The sequence below is a fragment of the Dyella sp. SYSU CM1112 genome (assembly GCF_058216415.1).
This window is the reverse complement of the sequence record NZ_JBZEGI010000021.1, coordinates 46,251-60,548: the sequence shown is the minus strand read 5'-3', so window position 1 is coordinate 60,548 and position 14,298 is coordinate 46,251. Positions and strand designations below refer to the sequence as shown.

12 protein-coding genes and 1 pseudogene are annotated in these 14,298 nt (G+C 55.8%); 10 read left to right on the top strand and 3 right to left on the bottom strand.

Annotation, left to right across the window (positions count from 1 at the left end; all coding sequences use genetic code 11):
- From AC4HNJ_RS20350 to AC4HNJ_RS20305, 10 genes and pseudogenes are all read left to right on the top strand, one after another.
- Positions 1-967, top strand: a 967-nt coding sequence (locus AC4HNJ_RS20350) for an RHS repeat-associated core domain-containing protein (protein ID WP_490481439.1), incomplete at its 5' end; no start/stop codon positions are given.
- Complete coding sequence (locus AC4HNJ_RS20345; RefSeq protein WP_490481438.1) at positions 964-1,209, top strand: hypothetical protein; 246 nt, start codon at positions 964-966, stop codon at positions 1,207-1,209. The genes AC4HNJ_RS20350 and AC4HNJ_RS20345, both read left to right, overlap by 4 nt.
- A 115-nt stretch (positions 1,210-1,324) precedes the next feature.
- Positions 1,325-1,474 (top strand): annotated as a pseudogene (locus AC4HNJ_RS20340) (RHS repeat-associated core domain-containing protein); the annotation flags it as partial.
- Positions 1,475-1,503: 29 nt separating this feature from the next.
- Positions 1,504-1,911 carry a hypothetical protein gene (locus AC4HNJ_RS20335; protein ID WP_490481441.1) on the top strand — a complete coding sequence of 136 codons (408 nt, stop codon included), beginning with the start codon at positions 1,504-1,506 and terminating at the stop codon, positions 1,909-1,911.
- Between the two features lie 11 nt (positions 1,912-1,922).
- A complete protein-coding gene (locus AC4HNJ_RS20330; protein ID WP_490481437.1) occupies positions 1,923-2,339 on the top strand; it encodes a hypothetical protein in 417 nt (138 codons plus the stop codon).
- Between the two features lie 174 nt (positions 2,340-2,513).
- Positions 2,514-5,054, top strand: a complete 2,541-nt coding sequence (locus AC4HNJ_RS20325; RefSeq protein WP_490481436.1) for an RHS repeat-associated core domain-containing protein — start codon at positions 2,514-2,516, stop codon at positions 5,052-5,054.
- Positions 5,054-5,482, top strand: a complete 429-nt coding sequence (locus tag AC4HNJ_RS20320) for a hypothetical protein (RefSeq protein WP_490481435.1) — start codon at positions 5,054-5,056, stop codon at positions 5,480-5,482. Before AC4HNJ_RS20325 ends, AC4HNJ_RS20320 begins: the two co-directional genes overlap by 1 nt.
- A 35-nt stretch (positions 5,483-5,517) precedes the next feature.
- Positions 5,518-6,171, top strand: coding sequence for an RHS repeat-associated core domain-containing protein (locus tag AC4HNJ_RS20315; protein WP_490481434.1), 654 nt, complete (start codon positions 5,518-5,520; stop codon positions 6,169-6,171).
- A 30-nt stretch (positions 6,172-6,201) separates the two neighbouring features.
- Positions 6,202-6,582 carry a hypothetical protein gene (locus AC4HNJ_RS20310; protein ID WP_490481433.1) on the top strand — a complete coding sequence of 127 codons (381 nt, stop codon included), beginning with the start codon at positions 6,202-6,204 and terminating at the stop codon, positions 6,580-6,582.
- 271 nt (positions 6,583-6,853) lie between these two features.
- Positions 6,854-9,694 carry an IPT/TIG domain-containing protein gene (locus AC4HNJ_RS20305; RefSeq protein ID WP_490481432.1) on the top strand — a complete coding sequence of 947 codons (2,841 nt, stop codon included), beginning with the start codon at positions 6,854-6,856 and terminating at the stop codon, positions 9,692-9,694.
- A 45-nt stretch (positions 9,695-9,739) separates the two neighbouring features.
- Here AC4HNJ_RS20305 and AC4HNJ_RS20300 read toward each other — a convergent pair whose 3' ends face one another.
- From AC4HNJ_RS20300 to AC4HNJ_RS20290, 3 genes are read right to left on the bottom strand one after another with little or no spacing between them, the layout of a single operon-like run.
- The gene (locus AC4HNJ_RS20300; RefSeq protein WP_490481431.1) at positions 9,740-12,064 is read right to left on the bottom strand and encodes an FdhF/YdeP family oxidoreductase; all 2,325 of its coding nucleotides are present in this window, start codon (positions 12,062-12,064) and stop codon (positions 9,740-9,742) included.
- A 48-nt stretch (positions 12,065-12,112) separates the two neighbouring features.
- Positions 12,113-13,513 carry a heavy metal sensor histidine kinase gene (locus AC4HNJ_RS20295; protein ID WP_490481430.1) on the bottom strand — a complete coding sequence of 467 codons (1,401 nt, stop codon included), beginning with the start codon at positions 13,511-13,513 and terminating at the stop codon, positions 12,113-12,115.
- Complete coding sequence (locus AC4HNJ_RS20290; protein WP_490481429.1) at positions 13,513-14,193, bottom strand: heavy metal response regulator transcription factor; 681 nt, start codon at positions 14,191-14,193, stop codon at positions 13,513-13,515. Before AC4HNJ_RS20290 ends, AC4HNJ_RS20295 begins: the two co-directional genes overlap by 1 nt.
- Between the last annotated feature and the right edge of the window lie 105 nt (positions 14,194-14,298).

Here is a 14,298-nt window from a genome sequence, read left to right as displayed (position 1 = left end):
CAGCAAGACGGTACAGAGTGGTACGCCGACACAGTTTCTTTATAGCGGCGTGAACGCTGTGCAGGAGACGCAAGGAAGCGTTATCAATCCAATTCTGGTGGGGCTTGGCATTGATGAGCGCTTTGCCAGAAACGATGTGACGGGAAGAACGTATTTCTTGACGGACGCCCTCAACAGCACGATTGCGTTGACTGATCCGACGGGAGCGATCAAAGAGCAGTACAGCTACGACCCCTACGGCAACACAACGCCAAGCGACACGACAACTGGCTTCACGAATCCGTACCAATACACAGGCCGCGAAGCAGATAGCCCTGGGCTTTACTACTACCGAGCGCGCTATTACAGCCCGAAACTTCCTGGCTTCATTAGCGAAGATTCGATCACATTCGGCGGCGGACAATTGAGCTTCTACGGCTATGTCGACGGTGACCCGATTGATTACGTCGATCCCTTTGGCTTGTATTGCCTAAAGGAATGGGAAATTCGTGGAATCGCAGGTGCGGTTACCGGGGCAATCGCCGGTGGCTTTGCAGGTAGTGAATCTGGTCCTGGTGCAGCACTGTCGGCCTTCGGCGGGGCTGTAATCAATGGTGGATTGGGGGCTTTAGATGGTTTGACAGATACCACCCAGATTAATGGTGCGGCTTCTGGTGTCATGGGAGCGATGTTGACCGCAGAAAATAAGGGTGATCTAGGAGCTGGGATGGCTGGTGGATTGCTCGGTGGACCTATCGCAGCTCAAATGATTAACAATGGCTATCCACGCCCGGTTGCCAATGCGACAGGAGCAGCAGTCGGAGGTGGCGTAGGTGGTGTTATCTATGGCTTCTTTAAAGGAGCGGGCTTCAGAGGGATGCTTAAGGCTGGTTTAAAGGGGGGCGGCATTGGTGTTGCGATCAGTGTTGCTCAATCTGGACTGGAGGCTGCTTTACGAGCCGAGAATGATTGCGGATGTGGGAAATGAACAAGCTTTTTCTTAGATCCTTGGTAAAAATGCTATTTATTTTTTTGCCAACTGCCTTAGCGGTGTTCTATGGATGTTATTTGTTAATGGAGATGATGATCACGCATGGTATGAAGCAATTTGCCTATATACCGGCGCTACTATCTGCAGGATTTCTTTATTACATCGCAAGGCTCTTAATTGGGCATGACTTGAAACGCATGGCCGAGCTACGCAAGGCTGAGAAACAAACCCGAGCATGAAAAACTAGAAGCGTGTGCAGTATTTTGCGTAAGCGAGCTGCTGACTGGGAGTGATCAGTCACGAGGAGGCTGAGATATGGCAGTGACTTCGTGATGAGCGAGGGAATGGTGCTTTATGAGGGAGGTCAGCCGTGTACTGCCGTACCAATTCATGGGACGCGAAGCGGACACTGCTGGGCTGTATTACTACCGTGCTCGCTACTACAGCCCGATGACGGCTGGGTTTATCAGCGAAGATCCGGCAAGGTTTGCAGGTGGGCAGCTGAGTTTTTACGCCGGATTTAGGGGGATCCATTGGACTACAACGATCCATACGGATTGTGGTCCGTCACCGTCACAGCTATTGATGGTGTTGGTGGTGCGATTGAATTTGGAAAAGACCCTCAAACGGGGCAATGGTTTTGGGGTGGTCGACTCGGGGCGGGTGTGGAAGATGGCGTTAGTTTTGACCCGCTTGGAAAACGCCCTGGTAGAGATGAGACACCGTGTCACGGAACCACTTTGGGGACTTATGTGGAAGTCGGGGTTACGGCGGGACTTTGGACTTGGAATCCCATACAAGGGGCTGCTGGTGTAGACGAGGAAACCGGCGACGATTATCACGAGGGGCCCGTGCCGGCTGATACGGCCACAATGAATCAGTCTCCGAGATATGGTTTCGACATTGGCGGCTCAATTGGTTTTGAAGCGGTGCATCACTAGACGGGTGCTACATGATTAAAAATTTCTTCGAAATGCCGCGATGGCTTAAGTTGCTCACAATCGCTGGCCTTGTAGTAGTGATTCTGGCTTTGTCAAAACCATTTTCTGGTGTTGGTGTTTTTGGTGAACAAATAAGCCCGTCAACTTGGTGGGGAAGCGGCGCTGGACTGGCATTCACTCTGCCCGCACTTATCATGGGATATTCGGCAATCTTGTTTTTGCGTAGATCGCAGAAAGGGCGCATCGCGCATGTTGTGGGATGGATTACTATGACTTTGGGCGCATACATTGGCGTCCACTTGGAACATCTCAATCCCGTGATGCTCAATCAAGGTATTGCTTTCAATGCGGCGATAACCTTGGTTGTTGCACTTTATTTATATTTGAGCAAAGGGGTGAGGTTGTATTTAAGCGGCCCGACGCAGTGAATGCCGATAACAGTTTAAGATTCTGCTTTGTGCTTGCTCAGTCATTGCCATGAAGGCTTCGAAACTCATCGCGGTCGGCGTCATGCCGCAAGCCAAGCTGCGCGAACGCGTGCTTGCGATTGCGCGCGGGAGTTCAAGACCAATGCGAGCGACTCGAAAATCTGGTTCACGTCGATGAGGGCGGCGGTCGACGTGCTTAGCGATGAAAACCGCACATTGTTCTGCGCGATCGCCGAAACCCAGTTGGCATCGATGGTCCCCGAGACTGGGGTGAACGTCCATCGCGTATCACGAACATCGTCTGGCCTGCTCGACAGCATGACCGACGCGCTGGGCCGCACGACGGCCTTCACGTACGACGCGCTCGGCAACGTCACCGGCGTGACACGACTCTCCGGCGCGTCGAATGCCGTCACCACCCAGTTCACCTACACCAGCGACTACAACCAGCTGGCCTCGGTGACCGATCCGCTAGGCCACACCCTCACCTTCGGCTACACCAACGGCTGCCTCACGCAAATCACCGATGCGCTGGGTCACAGCACCACGATCCAGTGCAACAGCGCCGGCGAGCCGACCGCGGTGCAGGATGCGTTGGGTCACACCGTGCAGTTGGGCTACCAAGGCTACGACCTGCAAAGCCTCACCGATCCACTCAACCGCACCACGAACTACGTGGTGGATACGCTGGGCCGACGCATCGCCACACGCGATGCGCTGGGCAACGTCACGCTGACCCAGTACGACAGCAACGACCGCGTCACCGCCGTCACCGACGCACTCAACCAGACCACCACGCTGGCCTACGACGGCAACGGCAACCTCACCAGCGTGACGCTCCCCAACACCGGCGTGATCCACTACAGCTACGACACCCGCAATCGCCTGATCACGCGCACCGATGCAATGAACCAGAGCGAGTCGTGGACATACAACGGGCTGGGCCAGGTGCTCAGCCACACCGACCGCAAAGGGCAGCTCACCGACCTCAGCTACGACGCGCTCAACCGCCGCAGCCTGGTGTCCTATGCCGATGGCTCCGGCCTCCAGGCCAGCTACGATGCCGGCAATCGCCTGACCAGTCTGGTTGATTCCAGCAGCGGCACGCTCAGTTGGGGCTACGACGGCCTGGATCGCATCACCAGCACCAGCAGCCCGCAAGGCAGCGTCAGCTACACCTACGATGCGGCCGGCCGGCGCACCAGCATGACCCCCGCGGCGCAAGCCACCGCCAGCTACAGCTACGACAACGCCAACCGCCTGAGCGGCATCACCCAGGGCAGCGAAACGGTGCAACTGGCCTACGACGCTGACAACCGACGCACCACGCTGACCTTGCCCAATGGCATCACCGTCAATTATGGCTACGACACGGCGAGTGAGTTGACCGGGCTGACCTACAACCAAGGCAACGGCACGACGCTGGGCAACCTCACCTATGCCTACGACGCGGACGGGCGCATCATCAGCAAGGGCGGCAGCTTTGCCACCGATGTATTGCCGACAGCGACCACGCAGGCGGCGACGTTCGACCTCAATGACCGGGAGACGAGTTTCAACGGGCAGGCGCTCACTTACGATGCCGATGGCAATCTGACCAGTGATGGGACGAATACGTATACGTGGAATGCGAGGAACCAGCTCACGCAGGTGAGTCAGAATGGCGTGGCGCAGCTTACGTATGCCTACGATGCAATGGGACGGCGCATCAGCAAGACGGTACAGAGTGGTACGCCGACACAGTTTCTTTATAGCGGCGTGAACGCTGTGCAGGAGACGCAAGGAAGCGTTATCAATCCAATTCTGGTTGGACTTGGTATTGATGAACGTTATGCACGCAACGACGTCACAGGACGCACGTACTATTTAAGCGATGGGCTGAATAGCACCATCGCGCTCACTGATCCGACAGGCGCGATACGAGAGCAATATAGTTACGATCCCTATGGGAACGTTACGCCGAGTGACACGACGACGGGATTCACGAATCCGTACCAATACACAGGACGCGAAGCTGATGCGCCGGGGCTCTACTATTACCGAGCGCGTTATTACAGCCCGCCGATGGGTGGCTTTATCAGCGAAGATCCGATCACGTTCGCAGGCGGCCAACCCACCTTTTACGGCTATGTTGGCGGTGACCCGGTAGGTCATGGCGATCCATCCGGACTCTACTTTGGTTTAGATGATGCCGCCGCACTCGGTATCGGTGCAGTGGTCGGTGTGGTCTCGCAAGGATTTAGTGACGCTATCGAAGGACATTTAAGCAGTTGGCAGGACTACACTGGTTCAGCAATTGGTGGTGCTGCTGCTGGTGAAGCAAGCCTTTACTTAGGGCCATTGGCCACTGGCGCTGTATTTGGGGGAGCCACGAACTTAGCCAAACAGGGTTTGAATATCGCTACCCATAAGCAATGTCATTTCAACTACGGATCACTTGCGCTCGATACTGGCATAGGTACCGCATTAGGTGGAATTGTTGGGCCGGAGTTAGAAGGAGTTACTTCCGGGAGAGGAAGTTACGCATCAATCTTCAAACAGATGGTTACTAAGCAGTCGAACGGAACGATTACAAGCATATCCGGAGACACGGCCATGAAAATGGCGGCTTCAAAACAAGCGGAAGGTTTATCTGGGACAGCAGTAGGTCCAATTGTTTCCGCTGTCGAAGATGCTTTGGGCTCCGATAATGGCGGTGGGTGCGGATGCCAATGATGAATGATCAGTCGATTCGGGTAACGGCTTCGCCCTCAATGTTGATTGTTTTTGAGTGTTTCGCAGTGCCGATATTTCTTCTATTTGTATATGGCGCAGTGATCAATCATGCGGGATGGGGTGGCGCAGTAATCACAGGTTCCTTATGCATCCTAATTTTCGTATGGTGGAGATCGTTTTTGCTGAAAATTGAGGATGGTGAGTTGGTCTATCGATCACCTTTTTTTCGGCGTAAAGAAATAAAATTGAGCGATATCCGAAAGGTGATCAGACAAATTGATCTTGTCTCGCGCGGCAATCGCCCACCAAATCGATTGGAGGTTCACGGTGTCATAAACGGCAGCACCCTTGACTTCGATATCAATATGAAGGCATTTCGTCCGACCGACGTCAAAAAGATTGAAGCCATTCTTAAAGCTACCCACTGAGGTCGACTAGACCGATTGTCCGAAACGGTCACTTCGTGGCGAGCGAGGGAACAGCCTATTTCGAGGGGGAGGTCTACCGTGTACTGCCGTACCAATACACTGGGCGCGAGGCGGACACGCCAGGGCTGTATTACTACCGTGCGCGCTATTACAGCCCGAAACTTCCCGGCTTCATTAGCGAAGATTCGATCACATTCGGCGGCGGACAACTGAGCTTCTATGCCTACGTGGGGGCTGATCCGCTCAGCTACACCGATCCGTTGGGCTTGTTTCTGTGGCCATGGGAATCACCTGTCACGATTTACGGAGGCACGCCAGAACAGCAAGCTCAAGTACAAGCGGCGGTGAACCAGGTATTTTCAACGCCAAGAGGGCAAGAAATGCTCTCCCAAATTGAAGGTCCCTGGTACGAACATGGGAATCCGCAAGACATTTACATCAACGACAATGGTCAGAACGACACTCCATCTTTAGGAAGTGGAGAGGTGTATGTCGATCCGAATTCCCATCCAATAATTCCGACGACGAATGGCAGGATTCCTGCCTCCTTGTCTAGGATTATTGCTCACGAGTTTGGACATTCACTGATGGGCGACGATGATGATGGTCCTTGCAGAATGAACAACGTGAACAAGAATGAGAACCCAGTCGCAGGTGCGTTGGGCCAGCCTCTTCGAACTGCTTACTGAGTTGTCTCCAGCATAATCGGGTGCTATTTCATGAATCGACGTGCATACGTATTTTTCGCCATATTTTCGTTTCTATCGATGGCAGGGTGTGATCGATCACCCGGCGAATGCTCTCCAAGAAATGGTGTGTCGGAGCTAGCCGCGCTGAAGGTAGATCATGCGTCTAGCGATGCATTGGCAGCCTTCAAGGCTGGCGACCATCGCTTGCTTGGCGTCTATGGCTATTCCACGGAGGTTCCTGGTTTTAACGGTGATCCGCACGAGCATAAAGATGAGATACGAATGCTTGAAGGTACTGGCGATGTGTTTTGTACCAAGAAGGAGGAGATGCTAAATCGAAATGCTCGCCTTTATGCGAAGCAATACAATGAAACAATGCTTGGTCAATTAAGCGTTGGCACATCACATTAGCTGTACTCACGAAACGTTTTTGCACCGCAACTGCTGCGTCAGCAGAAAATGAAAACAGGGGTAAGGCAGGGCAGAGAGCAGAGAGCAGAGGGCATAAGGCTAATGAAGGCGTAAAAAACTATCGTGATCGGCCTCATGTCCCAAGGCAAGCTACGCGAACGCTTGCTTGCGATTGCGCGTAGTGAATACAAGCCCAAGCCGAGTGACCCAAAAATCTGGTTCACGTCGATGATACTTACCTTAAATTTCCGAATGACTCGAAGGAACGAGAATGCTTCTGGAGACAGTAGGTCGATCGCTTACCATCAAGCGCCATAAAGGATGTCGCCAGTTAGGACGATGTTTTCGCATATCTCTGCTTTTGGCGCTGAGTGGCCTTCTGCTCTGGGTGGGCATGCTCCACGCCCGGCAAACCGGCTATGTCTACGATGCCAATGGCCGAGTGGTGGCCGTTACGGCCAACAGCAGCAGCACCGTCCAGTACAGCTACAACTCTGTGGGACACATCAAAAAGACTAACGCGCCGATGCCAGCCGGACAAACGGCCATTTTTACGTTCAGTCCGACCCACGGTGTGGCCGGTACTACCGTTGCAATCCAAGGCCAAGCTTTTGATGGCTCTGTGGCAGGCAATGCCGTTACTTTCAATGGTGCTCCTGCATCTATCATTGCTGCTTCAAACAATCAGTTATCGGTCGTTGTGCCTGCAGGCACATCCTCCGGGCCTATAGGTGTGACGACGAACGGGCAGCCAATAACAAGCGCCATGCCGTTTACAGTCGACGATACCGGGGCGCCACCTACTATTGTTCAACTGAACCCCATGGTTGCTGCAGTGGGAGAGTTGGTCGCGATAAGCGGTACTCATTTGTACCCGATTGCTGACAGCACAACTGTGCAGATGGGCGGGGAAAATATTTTTTCGATTCCTTCGGCAAGTGATAGCAAACTCCAATACATAGTTCCAAGCGACGCTGTCAGCGGTTTCGTAACAGTGACGACCCCTTACGGTGAAGCTGTCAGCGCGACACCCATTGCTCTGTTGCCAAGCAATGTCATCAATACTTTCAGTAGCGTGAAAAGCCATTACGTGATTGTCAATGGCCCAATTACCAATTTTGGTACAGATACGGCCGGGCAATCTGCTGTGATGACTTTTAATGCCGAGCAAGGCGACAATGTGGAGTTGACGCTAAATGGCATAACCATTTCGGGGTCGAGCAGCACGGGAGTGACTGTGAACGTCTTCAGTCCGTCTGGCGTGAATATGAACATCCCATATCCTGGCTGCTCAAGTACTAATCCTGGTGCGGGATGCCGGTTACCTCTTTGGAACCTTCCGGCAGGTACCTATTCGGTGGTGGTATCTCCCATGGATGCCAGCGCCATCATGAGCTTCAATGTCATCCTCGATAAGGATCAGGTCGGGCCGCAGCTCACTGCCAATGCGCCGAGCGAGATTGCGCTCGGCGCGGGACAGTCTGAGCGAGTCACATTCAATGCCAATGCAGGAGACAGCGCTGTATTACGTTTGTCAGGAGTAAACACGTCAGCACCTTCGGGGCAGCAGATGTTGGTGCAAGTGTGGAGTCCAGGCGCAAGTATCACCGGGCAGGATGTCTATACCTCGTTCGACACAACGGGCTCAGACAGCGTCAATTTGACGAACTTACCCGCCACAGGTATCTACACGATCGTCATCTCGACACAGTACGGCACTCCAGGCACCGGGCAGGTCACGTGGGGTCCGGCCATCGAAGGTACTTTGTTGCAGAATGGTGCCGCGCAAAGTTATCAAGCGTACGTCCCTGGCCAAAATATCTATCTGACATTTCAAGCTGATCAAGACGACAATTTCGAGCTGACGTTCGACAATATTTCCTCCGTTGGTGGAGGAAGCGGTGCGATGTCGGTGAACGTTTTTGATCCGACGGGAGCCAATATGAACATTCCATATCCTGGTTGTTCGACGGATAATCCCGGTTCGAGTTGCCGTATTCCTTTATGGAATCTGACGGCAGGAACCTATTTGGTGGTTTTGTCTCCCCAGAGCGTCAATACACAGATCAGTTTCAAAACTACTTTGTTGCCTGATCTTATAGGGTCTACGCTGGCAGTCAGCGCGCCGATCAATATCAGCCTCGGGCAAGGGCAGTCGGAACGATTGAGTTTTAATGCGAATGCAGGGGAGGCATTGGCGTTGCAGTTATCTGGTGTGAATACGGTCGATCCTTCGGGACAACCCATGTATGTCCAAATCTGGAGGCCTGATGCAGGAACAATCACAGGTCAGAATATCTATACAACGGCTCAAACTGCGACGTCGACTTTAATAAATCTTCCCAATTTGCCGGTAAGTGGAACTTATCCTATCGTCGTTTCTCTTCCATACGGTACGCCAGGCAGTGCGCGACTTGCATTGGTTCAAGGCGTTACAAGCACGCTTACGGAAAATGGTCCTGCAACGAACCTTCAGGCCAGTACTGGTGGTCAGGACGTATATCTGACATTTACGGTAAATCAGGGTGATAACCTCGAATTGACCTTTAATGGAATCTCGGTCACTGGCTCAGGCAACAGCCAGCTTTTGATTAATGTTTATGATCCATCCGGGAACAATATGCACATTGCTTATCCGGCATGTTCAACGAGTAGCCCGGGTAGTGGTTGTCGGCTTCCCCTTTGGAACCTAGTGGCTGGAACTTATTCCGTCGTAGTATCACCAGGAGATGCCAACGGTGTGATTGACTTCAATGCCACTTTAGACACCGATATCATCGGGCCAGAGTTGATAGGTAATACACCAACGACGGTTAATCTTTTGGCTGGGCAATCAGAGCGATTTACATTCGATGCAAATGTAGGTAGCAACGTAGCGCTGCAGCTTTCCGACGTAAGTACATCTGCGCCTACAGGTCAGGCGGTCAATGTGCAGATATGGCGCCCTGATGCGGGGACCATTACGGGTCAAAATATTTATTCAACCTTTTCAGCCAGTACTTCGAATACAGATGTTTTGCGGAACTTGCCAGTAAGCGGCACTTACACGGTAGTCGTCTCTACAGGATGGGGGACACCAGCTAGCGGTCAGCTTACTTTCGCGCCGCAATAGCTTTGAATGGTACGCACAACATAGGCCCCTTATCGCGACCTCTTTTCAAGCATCCACCGGAACTGCCCCGATCTTCGACCCTCGCAACGCAATCGGCACAGACTTGTACGATGGTGTCCCCGATTCCTGATCGAAGCTGTCGAGACCGACGAGGCAGTTGCCTTCGGGGTAGTAGATGGCGACGGTGCCTGCGGCAATGGGATAGGAGACGGCGATGAATCCACGCACGGCGCGTGCGTTGCCTTGGTTGTCTTTGGCGGTGGGGCCGACGACTTCGACGTCGATGCGGTCGCCGTGTTGCAGTCCGTAGGTTTTCAGGTCGTCCGGGTTGATGAACACGACGTCGCGACGTCCGGTGATGCCGCGGTAGCGGTCGTTCAAGCTGTAGATGGTGGTGTTGTACTGGTCGTGCGAGCGGATGGTGGTGAGGGTGAGATGTTGGGCGGGGAGTTGTGGATCTTCGCTGACGCCGCGGGCGATCAGGAAATGGGCTTTACCGTCCGGCGTGGCCCAATGCCGTTCGGAGGCGGCGATGTACAGGCGGAATCCGCCGGGTGCGCGAATGCGTTGGTTGTAGTCGAAGAAATCGGGATAGACGATTTCGATTTTTTCGCGGATGCGGTCGTAATTGGCGATCAATCCATCCCAGTCCACGCGTGTGTTCGGCAAGGTGGCTTTGGCGATATGCGCCACGATCCACGGTTCGGAACGCAGGTGTTCGGAAGCGGGCTCAAGCCCGCCGGAGGAGGCGTGCACCATGGACATGGAGTCTTCCACGGTGATGGATTGCGGTCCCTCGGCCTGCATGTCGAGTTCGGTACGACCAAGGCAAGGCAGGATGATGGATTGCTTGCCGATGATCAGGTGCGAGCGATTGAGCTTGGTGGTGATGTGTACGGCCAGGTCGAGATTACGCATGGCGGCAAACGTGGCTTCCGGATCGGACATTGCTACGGCGAGGTTGCCGCCAAGGCAGATCAAGGCTTTGGACTGACCGTCGCGGATCGCCTGGATCGCACGCACGGCGTCGTGCCCATGTTCTTTCGGCGCTGTAAAACCAAAGGCGCGTTCGATGCCGGCGACCAATGCATCGTTGGGTTTTTCGGTGATGCCGACCGTGCGGTTGCCTTGCACATTGGAGTGGCCGCGCAGCGGGCAGATGCCTGCGCCGGAGCGCCCGATGTTGCCGCGAAGCATCAGCAGATTGGCGATCTGCTGCACGTTCTCGGTGCCGTGGGCGTGCTGGGTGATGCCCATGCCGTAGCAGACGATCACGCGCTGGGCTTTGCCGTAGATCTGCGCGGCGGCTTCGATCTCCGCGCGTGACAGGCTGGTCTTGCGAGTGATGTCGTCCCACGTGGTGGCGGCGATATCGGCTTTTAGCGCCTCGATGCCGACGGTGTGTTCGCGGATGAAGTCATGATCGAGCAGACCGCTACCACCGTTGGCGACGTCGTGTTCGTCCTGCTCGAACAGCCATTTCATCATGCCTTTGAGAAAGGCGAGGTCGCCGCCGGATTTGATCTGGTAATAAGTGGAGGCGAGCGGCGTGGCGATGCCGGCGACCATCTCCAGCGGATCTTGCGGTGAGGTGAAGCGTTCCAGGCCACGCTCGGGCAACGGATTCACGGCGATGATCGGCACGCCGCGCTTGGACACTTCGCGCAAGGTGGCGAGCATGCGCGGATGGTTGGTGCCGGGGTTGTGGCCGATGCAGAACAGGGCGTCGCAATGGTCGAAATCTTCCAGCGTGACCGTGCCTTTGCCGACACCGATCGATTGAGGAAGGCCGACGCTGGTAGCCTCGTGGCACATGTTCGAGCAGTCGGGGAAATTGTTCGAACCGTATTCGCGCACGAAGATCTGGTAGAGAAAGGCCGCTTCATTGGACGCGCGCCCGGACGTATAGAACTCGGCCGTGCGTGGATCGGGCAGGGCGCGCAGGGCTTGCCCGATACGCTGCATGGCTTCATCCCATGCGATCGGCACGTAGGTATCGCTGGCGGCGTCATAAGCCATGGGATGCGTGATGCGGCCGAGACTTTCCAGCGCGTAGTCGCTGAGATCCCACAGTGAGGTAACGGTGTTCTTGGCGAAGAACTCGGGCCGCACGCGTTTTGAGGTGGCTTCCCACGACACCGCCTTGGCGCCGTTCTCGCAGAACTCGAACGAGCTGGTGTGCCTGGGGTCCGGCCATGCACAGCCGGGGCAATCGAAGCCGGCCGGCTGGTTGACGCGGCGAAGCGCGAGCGCCTCGCGGCCGACCGCCATCTGGCCGCCCACAGCTTTGGCGACGGCACGCAGCGCGCCCCAGCCGCCGGCCGGTCCTTGATAGGTGCTCACGCCAGGAACTTTGATTTTGTCGCTCATGATGGAAAACCCACAGTTGGCATTACTGCGCAGGCCGTTTTTGATGCGTTACCCCGGACCGGCGATACGAGGGAAGCGCAGGGTGAAACGCGTAGTGCGGGACCCGCTCTCTACGCCCACCGTGCCGCCGTGCAGCTCCATGATGCTCTTGACGATCGACAAACCCAAGCCAGTGGAGTTGGCCGAATCGCTGCGTGAGCGGTCGGCGCGATAGAAGCGGTCGAACAGCTTGTCGAGATGCTCCGGCGCGATGCCACGGCCGGGGTTTTCTACCACGACCTCCACCCCTCGTTCGCTGGTCGTGGCGCGCAGGTGGATGGTTTCGCCGGCCGGCGTGTAACGCAATGCATTGGAGAGCAGATTGCTGACAGCCCGGCGGAATAGATCGCGGTCGGCATAGATCGATGCTACGGCGTCAATGACGACATTTACGCCGGCTTCGGAGGAAATGCCCTCGAAGTAGTCGGCGATCCGTTGCAGCTCCTGTGCGGTATCGAGCACGGAACGTTGCAACGCGAATTGCGGGCTCTCTGCGCGGGCCAGAAACAGCACGCTTTCGATGGTGCGGCTGACCCGGTCGCATTCCTCGATATTGGAACCGAGCAGCGTTTCGTATTCGGCCACGGAGCGATGACGGTTCAGTGCAACCTCGTTGGCGCCGCGAAGATTGCCGATCGGGGTGCGCAGGTCATGCGCCAGATCCACCGTGAACTGCCATACGCGCGCGAAGCCTTGTTCGAGGCGGGCCAGCATGTCGTTCAAGGAAACCGCCAGGTCATGCAATTCGGCCGGTGCATTCTCCAGGGGGATACGCGAACTAAGGCGTTGCGCGGTGATGGCGGCGGCGCTTTCGGCCATGTTCCTCAGCGGCCGCAGCGCTTGCCGTACCAGCAGATAGCTCAATGCGCAGGCGACCAGCAGACCCGCCAGCAGGGCCAGTGAGACATCGCGCCGGTATTTGTCGAGCAGGATGGCGCGATCCGCGAGGGAGCGCGCCACGGCAATGGTCACCAGCTTGCCGTCTTTCAGTCGTGCGGTGGTCGCGGTGCCGCGGATCTCGTTGCCATGATCGTCCTGCCAGGATTGGACGTCTGCCGCGACGATGCGTTGATTCCACGGCACGGCCGGCTGGGCCATTACCCGATAGCCTTGGGGGTCGTAGTCGATGAGGGGGCGGCCGTTATCGTCAGTGACTTGCAAGGCATTGGCTTTGTCGCCGAGCACCAGATAGATCAGCCGCTCCTTGTGTGCGGAAAGATCGCTGATGGCATCGAACTCGGAAGCCAGCCGGCGCAGATGGCGCGCGTTGAGCACGATATTGGTCTGGTCCTGCACATAGACGCGTCGCGATACCACTTTGAATAATAGAAAGCCCACCGTGCTGAAACAGATCACCGTGATCACCACGAAGGTGGCGGTCAGGCGGGCCGTGAGCGACAAGCGCAGCATCACGGTTCCTCGTGCTCCAGATCGAGCACGTAACCCATGCCGCGCACGGTATGGATCAATTTGAGGTCATGGCCGTCATCGATCTTGGCACGCAGCCGGCGGATCGCCACTTCCACGACGTTGGTGTCGCTGTCGAAATTCATATCCCACACGTAGGAGGCGATCTGCGTGCGGCTCAATACCTCGCCACGCCGGCGGGCCAATAACTGCAGCAATGAAAACTCGCGCGGCGTGAGGTCGATGCGCTGGCCGGCGCGGCGCACGCGGCGGCGAATGGCATCGATTTCCAGGTCGCCGATGTGCATGTGTTCCACGTCCCTGGGCGGTCCACGCCGCAGCAGGGTGCGAATACGCGCGAGCAGCTCGACGAAGGCGAACGGCTTGACCAGATAATCGTCGCCGCCAAGCTCCAGCCCTTTCACGCGTTCTTCGAGTTCGTCCATGGCGGTGAGGAAAAGCACGGCTGTGTCTTTCTTGGCCCGCAGCCGTCTCAGTACCTCCCAACCGTCGATGCCTGGCAGCATCACGTCGAGCACGATGAGTGCATAGTCCTCTTCCAGGGCCAGGTGCAAGCCGTCGATGCCGTTGCAGGCGATATCGACGGTATAGCCGGATTCTTCGAGCCCTTTCTTGAGGTACTCGCCGGCTTTCTTTTCGTCTTCGATGACAAGCAGACGCATGGCCATTCTCACCTGTGTACGGAGGGATCATAGCCACGCGGCGCAGCGGCTGCGATTACAAAATCGTCAGGACCTCGTCAGTACCCGGCAAGCGCTCGGCGCTTA